The sequence below is a fragment of the Corynebacterium sp. HMSC067D03 genome, from assembly GCF_001811185.1.
GTDB classification, from domain to species: Bacteria; Actinomycetota; Actinomycetes; order Mycobacteriales; family Mycobacteriaceae; genus Corynebacterium; species Corynebacterium coyleae.
On record NZ_KV803781.1, the window covers coordinates 91,319 to 109,480 of the forward strand.

At 62.6% G+C, this 18,162-nt stretch carries 20 protein-coding genes; 6 read left to right on the plus strand and 14 right to left on the minus strand.

Features of this window, described 5'->3' with window-relative positions:
• Positions 1 to 11 precede the first annotated feature (11 nt).
• A complete protein-coding gene (locus HMPREF2785_RS11745; RefSeq protein WP_141750614.1) occupies positions 12 to 968 on the plus strand; it encodes a hypothetical protein in 957 nt (318 codons plus the stop codon).
• 100 nt (positions 969 to 1,068) lie between these two features.
• On the opposite strand, the gene lepA is transcribed toward HMPREF2785_RS11745, so the two are convergent.
• Positions 1,069 to 2,925 (minus strand): translation elongation factor 4, encoded by a 1,857-nt coding sequence (gene lepA / locus HMPREF2785_RS01400; protein WP_070614016.1) that lies wholly within the window; start codon positions 2,923 to 2,925, stop codon positions 1,069 to 1,071.
• A gap of 44 nt (positions 2,926 to 2,969) precedes the next feature.
• Here lepA and HMPREF2785_RS01405 point away from each other — a divergent pair, with 44 nt between their 5' ends.
• The 4 genes from HMPREF2785_RS01405 to HMPREF2785_RS01420 all read left to right on the plus strand — a co-directional run bounded on the left by HMPREF2785_RS01405 (position 2,970) and on the right by HMPREF2785_RS01420 (position 5,953).
• Complete coding sequence (locus HMPREF2785_RS01405) at positions 2,970 to 3,845, plus strand: CPBP family intramembrane glutamic endopeptidase (protein WP_083308809.1); 876 nt, start codon at positions 2,970 to 2,972, stop codon at positions 3,843 to 3,845.
• A gap of 33 nt (positions 3,846 to 3,878) precedes the next feature.
• On the plus strand, positions 3,879 to 4,373 hold the full coding sequence (locus HMPREF2785_RS01410; protein ID WP_070421325.1) for a type II toxin-antitoxin system PemK/MazF family toxin: 495 nt from the start codon (positions 3,879 to 3,881) through the stop codon (positions 4,371 to 4,373).
• 194 nt (positions 4,374 to 4,567) lie between these two features.
• The gene (gene rpsT, locus HMPREF2785_RS01415; RefSeq protein ID WP_070421324.1) at positions 4,568 to 4,831 is read left to right on the plus strand and encodes a 30S ribosomal protein S20; all 264 of its coding nucleotides are present in this window, start codon (positions 4,568 to 4,570) and stop codon (positions 4,829 to 4,831) included.
• Positions 4,832 to 4,927: 96 nt separating this feature from the next.
• Positions 4,928 to 5,953, plus strand: coding sequence for a CE1 family esterase (locus tag HMPREF2785_RS01420; protein ID WP_141750615.1), 1,026 nt, complete (start codon positions 4,928 to 4,930; stop codon positions 5,951 to 5,953).
• A 23-nt stretch (positions 5,954 to 5,976) separates the two neighbouring features.
• Here the strand turns inward: HMPREF2785_RS01420 and HMPREF2785_RS01425 are convergent, their stop codons facing one another.
• The 12 genes from HMPREF2785_RS01425 to HMPREF2785_RS01480 form a co-directional block, all read right to left on the minus strand.
• On the minus strand, positions 5,977 to 6,621 hold the full coding sequence (locus HMPREF2785_RS01425) for a LysE family translocator (RefSeq protein ID WP_070421323.1): 645 nt from the start codon (positions 6,619 to 6,621) through the stop codon (positions 5,977 to 5,979).
• Positions 6,618 to 7,553 carry a DNA polymerase III subunit delta gene (gene holA, locus HMPREF2785_RS01430; RefSeq protein WP_070614020.1) on the minus strand — a complete coding sequence of 312 codons (936 nt, stop codon included), beginning with the start codon at positions 7,551 to 7,553 and terminating at the stop codon, positions 6,618 to 6,620. The genes HMPREF2785_RS01425 and holA overlap by 4 nt, the downstream gene beginning before the upstream one ends.
• A 1-nt stretch (position 7,554) precedes the next feature.
• Complete coding sequence (locus HMPREF2785_RS01435) at positions 7,555 to 9,192, minus strand: ComEC/Rec2 family competence protein (protein ID WP_070614022.1); 1,638 nt, start codon at positions 9,190 to 9,192, stop codon at positions 7,555 to 7,557.
• A 17-nt stretch (positions 9,193 to 9,209) separates the two neighbouring features.
• Positions 9,210 to 9,875, minus strand: coding sequence for a ComEA family DNA-binding protein (locus tag HMPREF2785_RS01440; RefSeq protein ID WP_070614024.1), 666 nt, complete (start codon positions 9,873 to 9,875; stop codon positions 9,210 to 9,212).
• 91 nt (positions 9,876 to 9,966) lie between these two features.
• Positions 9,967 to 10,764, minus strand: coding sequence for a DegV family protein (locus HMPREF2785_RS01445; RefSeq protein ID WP_070421319.1), 798 nt, complete (start codon positions 10,762 to 10,764; stop codon positions 9,967 to 9,969).
• Complete coding sequence (locus HMPREF2785_RS01450) at positions 10,764 to 11,396, minus strand: histidine phosphatase family protein (protein ID WP_070614026.1); 633 nt, start codon at positions 11,394 to 11,396, stop codon at positions 10,764 to 10,766. Before HMPREF2785_RS01450 ends, HMPREF2785_RS01445 begins: the two co-directional genes overlap by 1 nt.
• Positions 11,397 to 11,401: 5 nt before the next feature.
• Positions 11,402 to 11,875 carry a ribosome silencing factor gene (rsfS, locus tag HMPREF2785_RS01455; RefSeq protein ID WP_070614028.1) on the minus strand — a complete coding sequence of 158 codons (474 nt, stop codon included), beginning with the start codon at positions 11,873 to 11,875 and terminating at the stop codon, positions 11,402 to 11,404.
• Between the two features lie 86 nt (positions 11,876 to 11,961).
• Complete coding sequence (nadD, locus tag HMPREF2785_RS01460) at positions 11,962 to 12,585, minus strand: nicotinate-nucleotide adenylyltransferase (RefSeq protein WP_070421316.1); 624 nt, start codon at positions 12,583 to 12,585, stop codon at positions 11,962 to 11,964.
• Between the two features lie 7 nt (positions 12,586 to 12,592).
• Positions 12,593 to 12,967, minus strand: coding sequence for a hypothetical protein (locus HMPREF2785_RS01465; protein ID WP_070421315.1), 375 nt, complete (start codon positions 12,965 to 12,967; stop codon positions 12,593 to 12,595).
• Positions 12,967 to 13,905 carry a cutinase family protein gene (locus HMPREF2785_RS01470; protein WP_083279295.1) on the minus strand — a complete coding sequence of 313 codons (939 nt, stop codon included), beginning with the start codon at positions 13,903 to 13,905 and terminating at the stop codon, positions 12,967 to 12,969. The genes HMPREF2785_RS01465 and HMPREF2785_RS01470 overlap by 1 nt, the downstream gene beginning before the upstream one ends.
• A gap of 9 nt (positions 13,906 to 13,914) precedes the next feature.
• Complete coding sequence (locus HMPREF2785_RS01475; protein WP_070453643.1) at positions 13,915 to 15,201, minus strand: glutamate-5-semialdehyde dehydrogenase; 1,287 nt, start codon at positions 15,199 to 15,201, stop codon at positions 13,915 to 13,917.
• A gap of 224 nt (positions 15,202 to 15,425) precedes the next feature.
• Positions 15,426 to 16,346, minus strand: coding sequence for a D-isomer specific 2-hydroxyacid dehydrogenase family protein (locus HMPREF2785_RS01480; protein WP_070614030.1), 921 nt, complete (start codon positions 16,344 to 16,346; stop codon positions 15,426 to 15,428).
• Positions 16,347 to 16,540: 194 nt separating this feature from the next.
• On the opposite strand from HMPREF2785_RS01480, the gene HMPREF2785_RS01485 reads away from it, so the two are divergent.
• Complete coding sequence (locus tag HMPREF2785_RS01485; protein ID WP_070614032.1) at positions 16,541 to 17,029, plus strand: hypothetical protein; 489 nt, start codon at positions 16,541 to 16,543, stop codon at positions 17,027 to 17,029.
• A gap of 15 nt (positions 17,030 to 17,044) precedes the next feature.
• On the opposite strand, the gene proB is transcribed toward HMPREF2785_RS01485, so the two are convergent.
• Positions 17,045 to 18,160: a glutamate 5-kinase gene (gene proB, locus HMPREF2785_RS01490; protein WP_070614035.1), complete on the minus strand. Its 1,116-nt coding sequence runs from the start codon at positions 18,158 to 18,160 to the stop codon at positions 17,045 to 17,047.
• Positions 18,161 to 18,162 lie beyond the last annotated feature (2 nt).

The following is an 18,162-nucleotide window of genomic DNA, read 5'->3' on the forward strand; positions in this document are numbered from 1 at the left end:
TGTACGACGGAATGAACATCGAATTCCCGCCAACCATCGTCAATGCGTCCCAGATGGAACGCGGACAAAACTACCTGCCTGTTAGCAAACAACGCTTCATCCACGAGCGCCACAGCCTGGAACAATGGGCAGTCCAACTCGCGGCACGACACCACCCGCACAACCAGAAATACGACGTGCCCGCAGCCGTGCGCGCCGTCGTCCACGCCTACGAACGCCCAGGCAGCGTCGTGTGCGGCTTCTCCGCACTCGCTCTCTACGGATTGCCGTATCTCGTTGAAGGCGCAGACACTACTCTGCGAGCACCCACACCCCAAAAACTCAGCGCTTCCGCTATACGTCCCTCCGTCGCACGACTCCACGCCCCACACACAGAAACATGGACCCTCACCCACCGCGGTGTGCCCATCCGCGTTTCTCGACCATTACGTGCAACCGTGCAGGCTCTGCAACAAATTCGACGAGGCGAACACTCGTGGCAGACAGAGCCAATCCCTGGTGTGAGCCCAGAAATGGTCAAGGCTGTACAACTTGTCGACTGCGCCCGTCGACACCTCGGACTACAGGCGGAAGACATTCGCGCCAGCGCCCTTCGGCAAATCAATCAACGGTGGCTGTCTCGGGCGCTCGATCTGTCACGTTCAACTGCCGATTCGCCGAAAGAAACCGAACTGCGGTTGCTCCTCCAGCCAGTGGTTCGCAACTACGGCCACACGCTCGTAGAGCAGTATCCGCTGACAGTGGGCGGCAAAGCCATTACGACCTTTGATTTTGCCATCCCCGAACTCAAGATCGGGATCATGTTCGACGGCCGACACCACTGGGAGTACGACCAACGACAGTTAGATACGTCCATCAACCTGACATCGATGCTTCATGGTTGGACAGTTCCCCGGGCGGGGTCGAAAACCATGCAGCAATGCGTCGAGGTCGTGGAGAAAACGATCCGGCAGGCGCGTCGGCGCTAGCGCGATGCAAGATGTTACAAGGCCCACGGTAGCGACCTGGGCAAAGTGTAAAACCACGCAGGCGGTACTGCGTGGTTTTACATCAAACTAGGGCGCCGAACTACTCCTCGTCGGTGGACAGCGCTGCCACGAACGCTTCCTGCGGCACGGTGACCGAACCGATGGACTTCATGCGCTTCTTACCGGCCTTCTGCTTCTCCAGCAGCTTGCGCTTACGGGAAATGTCGCCGCCGTAGCACTTCGACAGCACGTCCTTGCGCAGGGCGCGGATGTTCTCACGGGCGATGATCTTCGAGCCGATCGCGGCCTGGACGGGCACCTCGAACTGCTGGCGTGGGATGAGCTCTTTGAGCTTCTTGGTCATCTTGTTGCCGTACCACTGGGCGGAGTCCTTGTGCACGATGGCGGAGAACGCATCCACAGGTTCGCCTTGGAGCAGGATGTCTACCTTGACCAGGTCGGCTTGCTGCTCGCCGGCTTCTTCGTAGTTGAGCGATGCGTAGCCCTTGGTGCGGGACTTCAGCATGTCGAAGAAGTCGAAGATGATCTCGCCGAGCGGCATGAGGTAGCGCAGCTCCACGCGGTCCTCGGAGAGGTATTCCATGTTCTTCATCTGGCCGCGCTTGGACTGGCACAGTTCCATGGTGGTGCCGACGAACTCTTGGGGCACGATGATCGTCATGTTCACGATCGGCTCGTACACCTCGGGGATTTTACCGCCGGGCCAGTCGGACGGGTTGTGCACCATTTGTTCGGTGCCGTCTTCGGCGATCACGCGGTAGGTGACCGACGGCGCAGTGGAGATGAGGTCCAGGTCGAATTCGCGCTCGAGGCGGGGGCGGGTGATCTCCATGTGGAGCAGGCCCAAGAAGCCGCAGCGGAAACCGAAGCCGAGGGCGACGGAGGTTTCGGGCTCCCAGGTGAGGGAGGCGTCGTTAAGCTGCAGCTTCTCCAGCGATTCGCGCAAGGCCGGGAAGTCCTCCTGGGAGACTGGGAACAGGCCCGAGTACACCATCGGCTTCACTTCCTCAAAACCTTCTAAAGGTTGCGAAGCACCTTTAGAAGCCCAGGTGACGGTGTCACCGACGCGGGTCTCGCGCACGTCCTTCACGCCGGTGATCACGTAGCCGACCTCGCCCGGGCCAAGCCCCTTGGTCTTCTTCATCGTTGGGGAGACCACGCCGATTTCCAGGATCTCGAGCGTGGTGCCGGTGTTCATCATCTGTACCTTCTGGTTCGGCTCGAGGCGGCCGTCCATCATGCGCACATAGGTGACAACGCCGCGGTAGGTGTCGTAGACGGAGTCGAAAATCAGGGCGCGGGCCGGCGCCTCTGCGCCGTGCTCGGACTCCGGAGCCGGGATCAGCTCAACGACGCGGTCGAGCAGTTCCGGCACGCCCTCGCCCGTCTTGCCGGACACGCGCAGCACGTCTTCCGGTTCGCAGCCGATGATGTTGGCGATCTCGAGTGCGTACTTTTCCGGGTCGGCTGCCGGCAGGTCGATCTTGTTCAGGACCGGGATGATTTCCAGGTCGTTGTCGATGGCCATGTAGAGATTGGCCAGGGTTTGGGCTTCGATGCCTTGGGCTGCGTCGACAAGCAAAATTGCGCCCTCGCACGCGTCGAGGGAGCGGGCAACCTCGTAGGAAAAGTCCACGTGGCCTGGGGTGTCGATCATCTGCAACACCATCTCTTCACCCGCGTGCGCGCCGGTCTTGGGCACCCACGGCAGGCGAACGTTTTGGGCCTTGATGGTGATGCCACGTTCGCGCTCGATGTCCATGTTGTCGAGGTACTGGTCGCGCATCTCACGCTCGTCCACCACGTTGGACAGCTGCAAAATGCGGTCTGCCAGCGTGGACTTACCATGGTCGATGTGGGCGATAATGCAGAAGTTACGGATGCGGGCGGGGTCCGTGAACGTATTTTCCGCGAAGTTCGTCGATTTGGCAGCCATAATTGCTTCATCTTACGTGTCGCGCGACGCGCTAACGTGTGGGCATGCCAACTGAGTTTCACAGAGCTGGTTTAACGCACCGTTTGCGCAAGCCTGCGTGGTGGCGTCCGCTCGTCGAATTGCTGGTGCTCGCTGTATGCCTTGTGGCGTTCACGATGGCGATGGCGGTGCCGATCGGCCTTGCCGCTGGGTTCTACGGGCTGGGCGATCTTTTCGACGAAACCTCCTCCGACCCGCTTGCCTCCCTGGTGCAGGTGCTTTTTATTGCTGCCTGGTTGCCTGCGCCGTTTATCGCCGCGCGGGTACTCGGCCGCAAACCTGGTGCGCTCTCCAGCATCGAGGGGCACTTCCGCTGGGGCGTTGCTGGGCGCGCGTTCGTGGTGGTCGGCGCGATCTATGGGGCGCAGGTGCTTCTCGACGCCCTCCTGTTCGGGACCGGCGACCTTTCGCTGAGTCCTCGCGAATGGATGCTGCTCGCCGCCTTTGTGGTTGTCGTCCCGCTGCAGGCCGCGGCCGAGGAGTACGTCTTCCGCGCGAGCCTGCCGCAGATCCTCGGCCAGTGGATCTCACCTGGCTGGATTTGCTACGGGCTGCCCGCCGCCGTGTTCGTGGCGTTGCACTTGTACAACTGGATCGGCCTGCTCGACATCGCCATTTTCGCCCTGTGCGCCGCACTGCTGACCTGGCACACCCGCGGTGTGGAGGCGGCCGTAGTTTTGCACGCGGTGTCCAACACGATTGTGTTTTCCTACGGCACGCTGGGATTGACTGATCCAGGCGAAACAGAAATCACCCTGCCTCAAACGGCCGTCTCCGCGTTGCTCACCATCGGAACGACCGCGCTACTCATGTGGGTGCTGCGCGACGTAGGGAAACATTCGCAGCAAAAAGTGGTTGTTCCATCCCCCGCGAAGGCTTAGAGTGGCCAGTGACCATAAACCGGAGGTGAAACCGTGGCGTTTGAGCGCTTTAAGCGAAAGAGGAAACCCGTCCTCGACCACGGTTTTACGCTGTTTGGTGATCGACTGACATCCCAGATCCAGCAACGCCGTGGTCGTGCCCCGCAAGTCTCGGTGCGCCCCACCGACTCCGTGTGTCGCAGCATCTACTACGCCCCGGACATGGACGGCACCGCCGAACCAGGCGAGGTTGTTTGGGTCACCGTCCCTTCACATCCGCCGCGGCAGCGCTCGATCCTGATCGTGGGCCGCGAGCGCCACGACGTGTTGGGGTTGCTGATCTCCCCCGAGCGGGAACACGAAAACGACGAGCGGTGGTTTGAAATCGGGCCGGGCGATTGGGAATCCTCCGGCCAGCCATGCTGGGTGCGTTTGGATAAGACTCTGGTCGTGCCGGAATCAGATGTGGAACGTCGCGGCACCACCGTCCCGCCACGTCGCTTCCAGCGGGTGGCCAACACGCTGCGCGAACGCTTCAACTGGTCGTAACTCCACCGGTTTGGTTTGTGCAGTTCACACTGTTATTCTTTCGGGGTTGTTCGCATCCGGCGCTCAATAGGGTGTGCGGTGCTACGCGGACAGGACCTTGGGTTCGCGTTTGATACCCAAAGCACTGCACGCAATGCCCTGCCAGATGCCGCGACATGTACATGTTCGATTGAGAAACCAAGAGGTATTTCACGATGGCAAACATCAAGCAGCAGAAGAAGCGCGTTCTCACCAACGAGAAGCGTCGTCAGCGCAACAAGTCCTTCCGTTCCGCTACCCGCACGGAGATCCGTAAGTTCCGTGAGGCTGTGGAGTCCGGCGACAAGGCTGCCGCTGAGGCACAGCTGCGCGTTGCTTCCCGCAAGCTGGATAAGGCTGTGACCAAGGGCGTCTTCCACCGCAACTCTGCGGCGAACAAGAAGTCCAACATGGCTCGCGCCCTGAACAAGATGGACTAATTGCCGTTGTTCACAGGTTGATCCCGCCCAGGTTTATTCGGGGCGGGATTTACTTGTTTCTAACGCCGCGTGCGGCCCGACAAAAGAGGAACTTCCGTGAAAATTAAAAAGCGTGCGGTTGCGGCCGCGCTGACGTTTAGCCTGATGGCATCCCCTGCAATCGCTCCAGAGGCGAAGGCTGCAGACCCGTCCGTTTCGGCATCCGTGGATGCAGCTGAGCTCGTTTCGGCATTGTCGAAACTCCTTCCGATGAATAACCCGCAGGTCAAGCAGGCGCTTGGCGTGTTGACGTTGATCATCGCCGGTATTTTGGTTGCGGTGCCGATGGCGGAAGCGGGGTCGTCGATACGCAATGGCGCCGTGGGCGACAAGGCTCCGGGCAAGCACACGCGCCGCATCGTGGTGGATGGCACCTCGCGCTCCTACGATGTGGTCCTGCCGTCGAACTACTCCGAGGGCGTCGCCTACCCGGTGATTCTTGGTTTTGGTGGCTGGCAGCACACCGCGAGCCAGACGCGTGACTACCAGAAGTTCGAGACCGCAATCGACAACACGATTGTCATCTACGCGCAGGGTGTTGACAACGCGTGGGCTGGCGCGCCGTATGCCCGCACGTCGCTGGATGAGGACATCGCCTACACGCGCGCCATTATCGACGACGCCGCCACCCAGTACGGCGCCGACCCGAACCGTGTCGTCGCAGCCGGCCTGTCCAACGGCGGCGGGTTTGCGGCCGCACTTGCCTGCCACGCCCCCGACACCGTCAAGGCGGTCGCCTCCGTCGCTGGTGCGTTTTACAACCCGACCGTGACCGGCTGCACCTCCGGATCGGTGCCGACGCTGATCATGCACGGCACCAATGACAACGTTGTGGGATACAACGGCGGTATCCGGCACGGTGCGTTCTACGAGTCGGTGGATAGCGTCATGCGCACCATGGCCTCGAAGAACAAGTGCTTGGGCACGACCACCCGTTCGCGCTCCGGCAACGTGACCACGTTTGAGGCGCAGGGCTGCGACGCGGCCACGCGCGTGGAGCGCATCGAGGGTGGCATCCACACCTGGTTCACCGACCCGAGCGCAACCGCCCACACGGTGCGCTTCCTCCTGCCGTACCTGTAAACGGCGAGCCGTTTACAGGGCGGTTAGAGCGCCAGCGCCCCGCGCACGATCAAGGTCAGGCCGACGATAACGAAGAACGCGCCTGCACCGATGTCGATGTAGGGGCCGGCGCTCAGGAACTTCCGCCGCACCCGCTGGGTAGAGATCACCTGGACAAAGACGGCGAACAAGACGAAGGAACTCAGCCACAGCGCAAACGTCACGATAAGGGCGGTGCTCAGGCTGGGGCTGGGCGGCAGCAGTGGGGCGATCATGGCGGACAGCGCGATGACGATCTTGGGGTTGGCGAGGTTCGTCGCTAAGCCACGCATGTATGCAGAACGCACCGTGCCGAGCCGCTGCTCCGCCTCTTCGAGGGTCATTGGTGGGTTGTGCCGATCCGCGAGACCACCACGAACGTTGCTCGCACCCATCGCAATCAGCACTGCACCACCCACCAGTTGGACGTAGGTCAGCGCGTCTGGGAACGCGTTGAGCAGCGCCGCAGCACCAAAGACGGTGAGCGCGCACCACATGAGCACGCCAGTTTGGATGCCGATGGCGGTTGCCCACCCGTGGCGGCGCGAACGCGTCGCTGTGCGGGTAATCAGCACCACGTCGGGACCTGGCGCGGCGGCACCGATGACGTTGAGGCCGATGATGACGGCGAGATCTCCCGGCGCGATCATACAAGCTCCGCGATGCGTCGCACGGCGTTTTCCAGGGCGAACTCGGCGTCGCCGCCTTGGCCTTTCACCTCTGCGTCGAGGTCAGCCACGATGATCACCGCTTCGGACACCGCTCGGCCAGACCAGTGGCGCGCCACCTGCATGGTTTTCTTGGCCACGTACGGGTGCATGCCTACGGTGCGTGCGATCTGGTCGGGGTTGCCGCGCACGCCGTAAAGTTTCGCGATGTCGCCGACTTTGTGGGCGAGCGCTGCGGCGATGGTGGCCGGTTTGACGCCCAGTTGAAGCGCCCGGCGCGTCGATGCGAGTGCGCGGTCGGCGCGGCCGGCGACCATTTGGTCGGCGATGTCAAAGCCTGCGACCTCCGCGACGCCAACGTAGTATTCGCGCACTGCGGCGACGGTGATTTCCCCGTCGGTGTCGGCGACAAGCTGGCTAACGGCGGAGGCGAGTTCGCGCAGGTCTGAGCCGACGGATTCCAAGAGTGCGGCAACCACATCGGGGGTAGGGCGCACGCCGTGGGAGCGGAACTCTTCGGTGACCCAGGTGCGACGTTGGCCGTCGTTAAGCGGATTGGCCTCGTGCACATCGGCGAGTTTTTTGAACTTGGGCACCAGCGACTTCTGCCGCCCACCACCGGTGTGCTGGATGATGATCACGATGCCGGGCGCAGGATCCACGCATGCTTTCAGCAGTACCTCGGTGGGTTCTTTGCCTGCGAGTTCTGCGTGTTTGACCAGTACGACGCGGTCTTCGGCGAACAGTGACGGGCTGGTTGCCATGGCGATTTCGCCTTCGGTGACGTCGCCTGCGCGCAGGGTGGTCACTTCGATGCCGTCGCCAGCGTCGGCAATGATCTTTTTTGTGGCACGCTCGGCGAGGAATTCGTCTTCGCCTAAGACAAGGTGCACGGGGTTGAGCATGACGACCATCTTAAAACTCTCGCCGCGGCAGCACTTGGGTGCCATCCGGGTAGATGGCAACGTTGCCGTCGCGGTTGGGAAAGATCACGGGGATGCCCTGGTCAGTGACCACGGGTCTTCGGTGGGGGCGGCCCTTTTCAAGCACGACAACAAGCTGCGTGCCCGGCGGAATGGGCAGGGCATCTTCTTGCTTTTCGACGACATGAGCACGCAACCTGCCCACATCCACCGGCGTGCCCGCCGGCGCCTGCGACAGGACCACACCAAACCCGCACACAAGCGCCGCCGCCAGAGTGGTCTTCGGGTATCCGGCAAACAAGCCCGCGAGGAACCATCCGTAGACAACCACGACGACGATGGGTTCCGTCTCTACCGTGGCACCGGGAAACCGTGCACCGTTCTCTGCGACCACACGCACCCAATAGGCCATGGGTTCCACCACCCACAGCACAGGTGTAGCCAACCCGCCGTGGATGAGGCTGAGCAGCACCGCCGCAAGGCCGAGCACAGTCACCGGGCCGGTCACCGGTGCGACGATGACGTTTGCCACCACAGAGACTAAAGAAGCCCGGCCGGCCATCATGGCGACAATCGGCATCGTCGCTACGTCGGCGGCAACCGCAACGCCAAGTGCACGCACGAGAATGTCGGGCCAGCCCGTGGCAGCAAGGACGCGGTACAACAGCGGAAACAGTGCGACGATGCCCGCGGTCGCCGCTACCGAGAGCGCGAACCCGTAATGCACCGCCAGGTCTGAATCCACCAGCACTAGGCCGATCACCGATAAACACAGCGCGTGGATCGGCTCGGACTGGCGTGAAGCCAACACCGCAGTCAACCCCACCAACCCAGACACGGATGCGCGCAGCACGCTCGGCTCGGGTCCGACCAGCGAGGCGTAGAGCAACAGCGCCGCAGCCGACGCCACGATACGGCCCCGCAGCCCCAAGCCCACTGCCGCTGCGGCAATCGCTGCGAACGTGGTCACGATTGCCACGTTCGCACCAGAGACTGCTGACAGGTGCGAGAGGCCAGTGTCGATGTAATCCTGCTGTTCCTGGCTGGTTTGCAACGAGACGTCCCCGAGTACCATGCCCGGGATCAGCCCTTGGGCGGACTCCCCCACGGTGGCCTGGACAACGCCGGCAAACGTTTCCCGGGTGTGCTGCGCAAACGCAGCCAACCCCTGCGGTGGGGCGACCACCTCAACTGACCCGTTGACCGCAATCGGGTTGATCCCAGCCATCTCCGATTCCTTCACCACGCCACGCACAACCACCTGGGCGCCGGACACGGCAGTGTCCGGCACTTCATCGACAAACACGGGCGTCAGCGTCGGGTTGCCGTCTACCTGCACGCGGACGATGAACCCGCCGGTGCTCGTCTGCTTCGGCGCGCCCGATACCCGGCCCACGAACTGACCCGCGGGCTCCCACGCCCGCGCAATGCGCAGTCGCACCCCGGTGGTCACGACGGCGGCCGCACCCATCCCCGCAATGAACACCGCCTGCCCGTAGGCGCGCAGCACCACAGCACCGATAACGGCCACCAGCACCACAACCACCGCGATGCCCACTCCGAGGGTGATCGCCACCGCAGCCGCTGCCCACACCACCAGCGCCGCCGGGACAAGCCTGATCTCCCCCACTTACCCCACGCCCCCGTCTATAAGCCGACCTGGTCGCGCATTGCCGCAAGTTTCGCCGGTCCAATTCCTTTCACGTCAGTCAACGCATCTACCGACGCAAACGGCCCGTTTGCCTCACGGTGCGCCACGATCGCGGCTGCGGTTGACGGGCCGACTCCGGTAATCGTCGTCAATTCCTGCACCGATGCGGAGTTGATCGACACCACCCCACCCGCCGAAGCGCCAGCGCCACCAGCGCCAGCACCGCCACCGGAATCCGTGGCGGCCGGTGGGGCGTGTTGGGAGCGGACGTGGATCTGTTGGCCGTCGACAAGCAATTGCGCATGATTGATCGAGATCAAGTCAGCATCCGGCAATGGCCGGGCCGTCTGCAGCGCATCCGCGACCCGTGCACCCTGGTTCAACGTGATCAGACCCGGGTTTTCCACCTCACCAACAACAGAGACCACCACGGTGCCTGTGACCTCGGTGGGAGAGGCGACCTGTTCCCACGCAACGCCCTCATCATCCACGGGGCCGGATCGGGTCACCGCCCATCCGCCGACGGCGAGCAGCACTGCACCGGCGGCGGCCGCAGCTTGTTTCACAGGGATGCGCACCCGCGGCTCTGGGTAGCGCACCGTCAGGAGGTCTTCTTCCCCGGTGGGCCGGGTGAGCTCCTTGAGTCGTTCAGTGGCGTTCACACCAAAAACGCTATAAACCCCCGGCACACGCGCCAAGGGGTCAGAAAAAATCTGTGGATAACCCGCCATCTACGGGCGACGAAAACAACAGTTATCCACAATTACGAGATGAGAACACCACCGACAGGCCGATTGCCCCTTCGCCGGTATGCATCGCGATCACCTTCACCAGCGGCTCGACCATGACCCGTGAGCCTTCCGGAAGTGTTTCGCGCAGCAGGTCCGCGAGTTGCTCGGCGGCGTCCGGCGCGTCCGCGTGCTGCACTGCGGCGAAAACGGGCTCGTCGCACGCGCGCTCTTCTACCAACTCGGTGAGTTTGGCAAACGCCTTCGACTGTGTGCGAGTCTTGCCCGCGAGTTCGAGCTTGCCTTCCCTGATGTGCAGGATCGGCTTGTTTGCCAGCAGCGCAGCCGAGAGCATCGCGGTGCCGGCAGGCAGGCGGCCGGACTTGCGCAAATCGTCGAGTTGGTGCAGGTACAACCACGTTTCGGAGCGCGCAATGGTGGACTTCGCCATCGCTTCGCACTCGTCTAACGTGCCGCCTTCCGCCGCAACAGTCGCGGCTGCCATCGCTGCGGCGCCGATCGCCATGCCCGCGGAGTGCGTCTCCACGACACGGACCGTGCCTGGGAACACCGCAGACGCGGCCACCGCAGCCGACCAGGTGGACGAGAACGTCTTAGCAAGGTGGAGGGCGATCACGCCGTCGTCGCCACCACGCTCGAGCTGGCGGGCATAACAGGCGGCGAGTTCCAGCGACGACAACCCGGACGAGGACTCCCCTTCTGCGCCCTCGACACGGTGCAGGTCAACGACGCAGATGTCGAGTTCCTCCACGACCTCCTGCGGCAACCCCGCGGAGGAATCCACCACGACGCGAACACCCATTAGTTACGGCCTCGGTTCCAGGCTTCGATGTACCACTGGGTCTTGGTGTCGTCGTCAATGCGCGGCATTGCCACCAGCCGTGACGTGTTCGCGTTACCGAGCCCCTTGAACAGCGGATACTGGGACACCTCCAAACCGAGCAGCGTCGCGGTCAGCGCGGCGATGGTGCCTCCGTGCGCCACGAGCAGGACGGCAGCATTGTCCCATTCATCGTGGTCACGCATGAGTTCCATGACCACTTCGCGGGAACGTTGCGCAACGTCGATGCGGCTTTCGCCCTCTGGCGGCGCCCAGGTGGGGTCGGTGCGCCACAACGCACGAGCCCCGTCGTGGGCGGTGTCCACTTCCTCGTGCGTCTTGCCTTGCCACTGGCCAAGGTGGGTTTCGCGCAGACGCTTATCGACGACTACCTCAAGGCCCAAATCTGCCGCCACCACATCAGCCGTATCCTTCGCCCGCATCAGGTCGGAGGACACGATCTTGTTAATACCCAAGTGCCGTAGGTCCTCTGCCGCAGCGTGCGCCTGGGCGCGTCCGCGCTCGGACAGTTCAGTATCCAGCTGGCCCTGCATGCGGCGAGTTGCGTTATAGAGCGTCTCGCCGTGACGCAGCAAAATCAGTCGGCGCTGCATGGGTCTTAGTACTCGTCGTCCGCGGCTTCGGGTCCCTCACCTGCCAGAGGAAGGTCCTCGATGGTCTGGGCTTTGCGCAGGTCGGCTTCGTCGCCAAACGCTGCGGGACGCTCGTAAGGCTCGAGCCCTTCGACCTCAATGGCCGGGCAGTCTGCGTACAGGCGGTCCAGGCCGTAGAACTCGCGCTCGGCTTCGCGCTGGATATGGACCACGAAGTTGCCGTAGTCAAGCAACACCCAGCGGTTTTCGCGGTTGCCCTCACGGCGCTTCGGCTCAACACCCACGTCGGTCAGGTCGCCTTCGACCTCTTCAACAATGGCGGCAACCTGGCGTTCGTTATCTGCAGAGACGATGACGAACACGTCGGTGATCGCCATGACGTTAGACACGTCGATAACAGCGATATTGGTGCCGAGCTTCTCGTCGGCGGCCTTCGCGGCTACCTTGGCGCGGTCAATGGAGATCTGCGGGGCAGTCAAGTGGCAATCCTTATTCAGGTCATGGACAAATCAACTGGGCCATTGTCCCACGTATGACCGCAACATTTCCAGTTCAGGGGTCGCGCCTAGGGTGCGTAGAGCGAATTCTTCGCGATGTACTGCACCACACCGTCCGGCACCAGGTACCAAACCGGGCGCCCATTGGAGGCGCGCTCGCGGCAATCGGTCGAAGAAATCGCCATGGCGGGGATCTCCACGAGGTGCACGCGTTCCTGGATATCCGCAGGCAGCATGTCTTCGCGCAACTCGTAGCCGGGGCGCGTCACGCCGACGAATTCGGCGAGTTCAAACATTTCTTCCCAGTCGTGCCAGGACATGATCGACGCCAACGCGTCCGCCCCCGTGATAAAGAACAGGGCCTCGTCCGGGAACTGCTTTCGTAGGTCCCGCAGGGTGTCAATCGTGTAGGTGGGTCCCCCACGGTCGATATCCACCCGTGAAACGGAGAAGCGCGGGTTGGACGCGGTGGCCACCACGGTCATCAGATAGCGGTCTTCCGCCGGACTGATGTGCCGGTCGGCCTTCTGCCACGGCTGGCCGGTGGGTACGAAGATGACCTCGTCGAGGTTGAAGCGATCCGCCACCTCACTCGCGGCAACGAGGTGGCCGTGGTGGATCGGGTCGAACGTGCCACCCATCACCCCGATGCGCCGGGCGTTGTCCAGCGATGCCGCGTAGTGCTCAGCCATTGGGTGTTTACCTCAGTCCTGGCAGTGGCTGGATGTTAATCGACTCAATAAACAGCAAAGACATGCCGATGACGCCTGCGACCAGCGCGCCGAGAATACCCAGCACCGTGCCGATGATCACCGGACGATTCGACTCGTCAGCCCACTTTGCCTTGTTGGAGCTGCCCGGCTGGGACACGGTCTCCGTGACACAGATCTGCTCGCCCTTGCTGTTGGTCACCGGGACGGGGTTGCCGCCCTCCTCATCAACTTTCCACTGGCACGTTTCCTTGACGGTTTTCGTTTCCTCGGTCTTGCGCACAAACTCTGCGGCCGAGGCAACAGTAGGCGTCGCGCCAGCCAACAACGCGGCAGCGACAGTAGCGGAAATGATGCGGTTCATTAGCGGTAGCGTACCTGATCAACAAATCGGCCGAAAGCATCCGAGACTTGGTTGTCCCAGCGCGATGGCCAACGGAAGTAACGCGCGTGGTTGCCACCAGTTGGCTGGGATGCCTGCAGCGTCTGAATGGACAGGTCACACACGGAGTCCTGCGGCAAGCAGTAGTTCACGCGGTTCGGGGTCGCCCCTGCGGTCTTGGTGTTAAACGGCAAGAAGCCAAGCATGCCTCCGGCACCACCTGCTGGCACGCCGACGGTGGACCAATCCCCCGCCGCCGTGTTCGGGTTGCCAAAGTAGACCACACCCGCCAACTGGCCACGGCGTGCCAGTTCGCGCTCGTGCTCAAGCAGAATCATCGCGCCTTGCGAGTAGCCGGACAGGATGTACTTCGGGCGGCAACCACTGCGATGCTCGTAGTCATTGACCATCTGCATCACACCGGTGCGTCCGATCTGGACCGAATCCACGAACTCTGTGGCTACTCGCCTTGCCATCATCCACACCGGGTTGGCGTACTGCAGCGCAAGAGCCAGTGCCTGCAGGATGGTGCTTGGTACGGCAACCGACGGTACGTCGTATTCGGGGAACGTCGCCGGGTAGTAGCGCGGCTCCAGGCCGATGACCTCGACGTCCTTCATCAGCGAGTTACCGCCGTGGGTGGCTGCGTAGCGACGCTCCGCATGCTGCAGGAACGCACGAATCGTCTCACCCTCCCAACCGTTGGAGGTCCACGGCGCAGCCCACGAATACTTCGTGCGGTAAATCTGCGTGTTCTGGCCCGAGCCGCGGGCAGCGATGACGGCGACCGCCGGGCAGCGCGTCTGCGCGTCTGCTTCGGGGGTCGGTGCGACGGGGCTCAACGTTGCGGTCACAGCCGTCGCAATAGCCGTGGCAAACAGCGCAAACTTGGCGCGAATGGAGGTCCGGGATTTTAGCACGCCGATAGACTAGCGCACCTGGCCATTACCTTCCAGAATCCACTTCGTGGTGGTCAGCTCCGGTAACGCCATGGGTCCGCGTGCGTGAAGCTTCTGTGTAGAGATGCCGATCTCTGCACCCATGCCGTATTGCTCCCCATCCGTGAATGCGGTCGAGGCGTTGAGGACGACGGCGGCGGAGTCGACGGCGGCAGCAAATCGTCGCAAAGCATCTGCGTCTTGGGCTGCGATCGCATCCGTGTGGCCGCTGGAGTAACGCGCGATGTGCGTGGTCGCACCATCGACGCCGTCAACGATGGCGCTTGCGATGTCCATGCTGAGGTATTCCTCGGCGAAGTCCTCCTCCGTTGCGGGTTCTACGGTGGCACCGAACGCAGCATGCTTATCGACGTCACCATGCACCACCACACCAGCCTCCTGCAGCGTCGCGATGATGGTGTGTTTGTCGGTCTCGGACAGGTGGGCGTCGATAAGCACCGTCTCTGTCGCGTTGCACACGCTGACCCGGCGCGTCTTGCCGTTGAGCAGCATCGCGATCGCCTTGTCCAGATCTGCGGACGCGTCGATGTAGAAGTGACAGTTGCCAGTGCCGGTCTCGATGGTGGGCACGGTCGCGCCGGTCACCACCGCGTTGATCAAACGTGCACTTCCGCGCGGGATGACCACGTCCACCAGCCCGCGGGCGGTGATGAGGTCCTGGACAGAATCGTGGCTCTCACATGGCAGGAGCTGCACGGCCTCGCGCGGCAAATCGTTGGCAGCGAGGACGTCCTGCAACACGGCGACGAGCGCCTCGTTGGAGTGGCGTGCCGTCTTGGAGCCACGAAGCAGGGCCACGTTGCCCGACTTCAGCGCCAGGCCGAACGCGTCGACGGTGACGTTCGGGCGTGCCTCGTAAACCATGCCCATCACGCCGAGCGGGACGCGCACCTTCTTCATCTGAATCCCGTTGGGCAGCGTACGTCCGGTAAGCACCTCGCCCACCGGATCCTGCAGGCCCGCAACCTGGCGCAGCCCCCCGGCGATGCCGTCGATGCGTTCCTCGTCGAGCGCCAGCCGGTCCAACACCGACTCCGCCAGCCCGTTCGCGCGACCTTCTTCGATGTCGCGCGCGTTGGCTTGAAGGATTTCACCTGCGCGCTCGGCCAGTGCCTGCGCTGCCGCCAACAGCACCGCATCCTTCGCCGGTGTCGGCAGCACCGCAATCGTCGGGGCAACATCCTTGGCACGCTGTGCTTTCTGGAGTACCTCGTCGCGCTCGGCTTGGCGTTGCTGATCAGTCTGTTGGGCAGTCATGCGGCAATCGTAGCGTTAATGCAACTGCCAAGGTCTTGACACCGATAGTGGGCTGGCGCACCATTTTTTCATGTCCGACAAGCACACGCCCGAGCCTGAAAACGTAAAACGATCAGAAGCCTTAGCGCGACTTACCAAACTTCCCCGGGTGGACACCGGGCAAGAATCGGTCGCAGACGCGGTGCGCGCAGAGCGGGACTCTGCCGCACTGACGTAGTGGTGATCTAGTACCCGGCCTCGACGTCGACCTCGGTCGACATCTTCTCCCCCGCTTCGAAGAGGTCCCAGTTCTTCAACGCCAGCGCCCCGATGCGGCGTTCCATGTACCGCGGGATATTCGCGGTGTGCGGCGTGATCACACAGTTATCCAGGTCCCACAGCTTGTGGTCCGCCGGCAGCGGCTCCGGCTCCGTCACGTCAAGACCAGCGCCACGGAGCTTGCCGTTGACCAGTGCGTCGGTGAGCGCCTCCGTATCAATCAGCGGACCGCGCCCAACATTGACGACGACCGCCGTGTCCTTCATCTGCTCAATCCGATCAGTGTTCACCATGTGGCGGGTCTCCTCCGTCAACGGGGTAAGCAGGACAAAGTAATCGTGATCGGCCCAGACCTCGTCGGCATCCTTCATGGCAACGGTCCGGTCCGCACCGTCCACCGGGTTGCCCGAGCGGTTCACGGCGGTGATCTCCATACCGAACGGCTCCAAGAAGCGGATCAGGGTTTTACCGATACCACCAGCACCAATCAGGGCGAGCTTCTTGTTATCGAAGAGGTACTCCTTCTCTTTGAACAGCTGTGTGTTGTTCCACTCGCGGTCCACGGCCTTCATACGGTGCTCCACGGCAAGCAGGAGGGCGAGGGTGGATTCGGCCACGGTGTCGTCGTAAAGCCCACCCGCATTAGCAAAGCGCACACCGTTGGCCGCATGTTCAGCCAGGATGCCAGCCTCCAGCAAACCCTCGATGCCGGCGTACTGGATCTGCACGACCTTCACGCTGTCGGGCAGCTCATCCGGGAAATCCTTCGGGCCGCCGCCGAACAGCACGAGGTCAGGGTTGTCCTCGAGAGCGACATACTCATGGCCCTGTGCCTCCAGCGCGGCGATGGGCTCGTCTTTGGGCTTTGGCAAATACGTGAACTTCATGCCTGCCCAGAGTACGGAAGAACCCGACCCCCGGCACCGACATTGGAACTATTCGAGTGTCCACGATCGCACGGGCGCCACCCCTGTAAGGAAGTTAACAGTGCCCGTCAAGAATTCCTCAAGAAAACTCATGTGATCACACCTATAGGACCTGTAGTGTTTCCCCGACACCTGTAGAAGAAAGTGCATTGCCTATGACAACTCCCCTCTCACCCGAGCTCGTGATCTACATGATGGAAAACGGCTACCGCCAGGTAGAAATCGCCCGTGAGTACAACGTTTCCCGCCAGTACATTCATCAACTGGCAAAACAAGCCGGCTACACCTCTCCAATCACCACCGTCCAAGAGAACCTGCCCTGGGACGTCGATCCCACCCTCACCAAAAACGCCACCTTCGTCGCATTCCGTCTCATCGGACACGAAATGGTCGCGCCCGGGAAACTGACGAACGAGTCCCGCGAACGCGCCAACGGTCTCATGAAACGCCTCCGCCAATTCGACGTGGTCATCGACTACGACCCGTCCTACCCGCCCATCATGGGACTGACCAACACTCCAGGATTCGCCTACCTTCCGCGCACAGCTAGCGACGAAAACTTCCTGATGAAGATCAAACCCGAAACCCGCATCACCCCACTCGGCGAAAAAATCTGGCGGATGCCCACCGAACTGTTCCGCTAACGCCTACAGCCTGGACTACAACCTGGACGCGTAGTTGCTCAGGTAGTCCGCGTGGACGACTGGGCGGCGCTGGTGTTCGGGCAACTCGTCGGAGTGGCGACCCAGCATCCCGGCGAGTTCGGCGGCGTCGTACGCCACCTCGCCACGGCCAATGGCTTCAGAGTCGGGCCCGAGGATCTCCACGATGTCGCCAGCGTGGAACTCGCCTTCGATCCCGGTGATCCCCACCGCGAGCAGGCTCGTGCCGCCACGTGTTACGGCTTCAACCGCACCGTTGTCCAGGCGCAGCACACCCTCCGCGTCTGCCGCGTAGAGCGCCCAGAACTTCCACGCCGAAAGTTTCCGGCCCGGGCGCGTATGGAACACGGTGCCCACCTGGCCGTGGTCGAGCGCGGCGTCGATGTTCTCCGTTGCAGTGAGCAGCACCGGCACGCCGCCACGTGCAGCCAGGCGAGCCGCCGACACCTTCGCGGCCATGCCACCGGTGCCGAAGACACCGCCGTCGCCGGCTTGGACGGCTTCGAGGTCCTTGCCGGTTCGGACTTCGTCGATACGCACTGCCCCAGGCTCAGCCGGGTTGCGGTCATAGAGCGCATCCACGTCGGAGAGCAACACCAGCGCGTCCGCGGCGATCAGCGTAGCGACGATCGCCGACAATCGGTCATTATCACCAAACCGCATCTCAGAGGTGGCAACCGTGTCGTTTTCGTTGACGATCGGCACCGCACCCATCTGACGCAGCCGCTCGAGTGTGCGCTGCGCGTTGCGGGCGCGCTCACGCGAACCTGCATCGGACTGGGTGAGCAACACCTGGCCGGTCGCGCGGCCATAGCGGGCGAAGGAGGCACCCCACACCTGAGCCAGGTGGATCTGGCCGACCGAGGCTGCGGCCTGCTTCGTCGCCAAATCACGCGGGCGCGTCTTCAACCCGAGCGGGACCATGCCGGCGGCGATCGCACCCGAGGACACGACAACCACGTCGGTACCGCGGGGGATGCGTGCTTCGATGGCGTCGACGATGCGGTCGATTTTTGCTGGGGATACCTGCCCGGTGTCGTCGACAAGCGAACTGGTGCCTAGCTTCACCACAATGCGACGTGCGGACGCGATCTGGCTGCGAAGATCCGACATCC

Bases quoted from the DNA above. Each gene is read 5' to 3' on its own strand.
- HMPREF2785_RS01475 (WP_070453643.1), bottom strand. From the start codon at position 15,201: ATGACTGCCCAACAGACTGATCAGCAACGCCAAGCCGAGCGCGACGAG.
- HMPREF2785_RS01450 (WP_070614026.1), bottom strand. From the start codon at position 11,396: ATGCAGCGCCGACTGATTTTGCTGCGTCACGGCGAGACGCTCTATAAC.
- HMPREF2785_RS01405 (WP_083308809.1), top strand. From the start codon at position 2,970: ATGCCAACTGAGTTTCACAGAGCTGGTTTAACGCACCGTTTGCGCAAG.
- rpsT (WP_070421324.1), top strand. From the start codon at position 4,568: ATGGCAAACATCAAGCAGCAGAAGAAGCGCGTTCTCACCAACGAGAAG.
- holA (WP_070614020.1), bottom strand. From the start codon at position 7,553: ATGGTCGTCATGCTCAACCCCGTGCACCTTGTCTTAGGCGAAGACGAA.
- HMPREF2785_RS01480 (WP_070614030.1), bottom strand. From the start codon at position 16,346: ATGAAGTTCACGTATTTGCCAAAGCCCAAAGACGAGCCCATCGCCGCG.
- nadD (WP_070421316.1), bottom strand. From the start codon at position 12,585: ATGGCTGAGCACTACGCGGCATCGCTGGACAACGCCCGGCGCATCGGG.
- HMPREF2785_RS01425 (WP_070421323.1), bottom strand. From the start codon at position 6,621: ATGATCGCGCCGGGAGATCTCGCCGTCATCATCGGCCTCAACGTCATC.
- lepA (WP_070614016.1), bottom strand. From the start codon at position 2,925: ATGGCTGCCAAATCGACGAACTTCGCGGAAAATACGTTCACGGACCCC.
- HMPREF2785_RS01485 (WP_070614032.1), top strand. From the start codon at position 16,541: ATGACAACTCCCCTCTCACCCGAGCTCGTGATCTACATGATGGAAAAC.
- HMPREF2785_RS01445 (WP_070421319.1), bottom strand. From the start codon at position 10,764: ATGGGTGTTCGCGTCGTGGTGGATTCCTCCGCGGGGTTGCCGCAGGAG.
- HMPREF2785_RS01465 (WP_070421315.1), bottom strand. From the start codon at position 12,967: ATGAACCGCATCATTTCCGCTACTGTCGCTGCCGCGTTGTTGGCTGGC.
- HMPREF2785_RS11745 (WP_141750614.1), top strand. From the start codon at position 12: ATGAACATCGAATTCCCGCCAACCATCGTCAATGCGTCCCAGATGGAA.
- proB (WP_070614035.1), bottom strand. From the start codon at position 18,160: ATGTCGGATCTTCGCAGCCAGATCGCGTCCGCACGTCGCATTGTGGTG.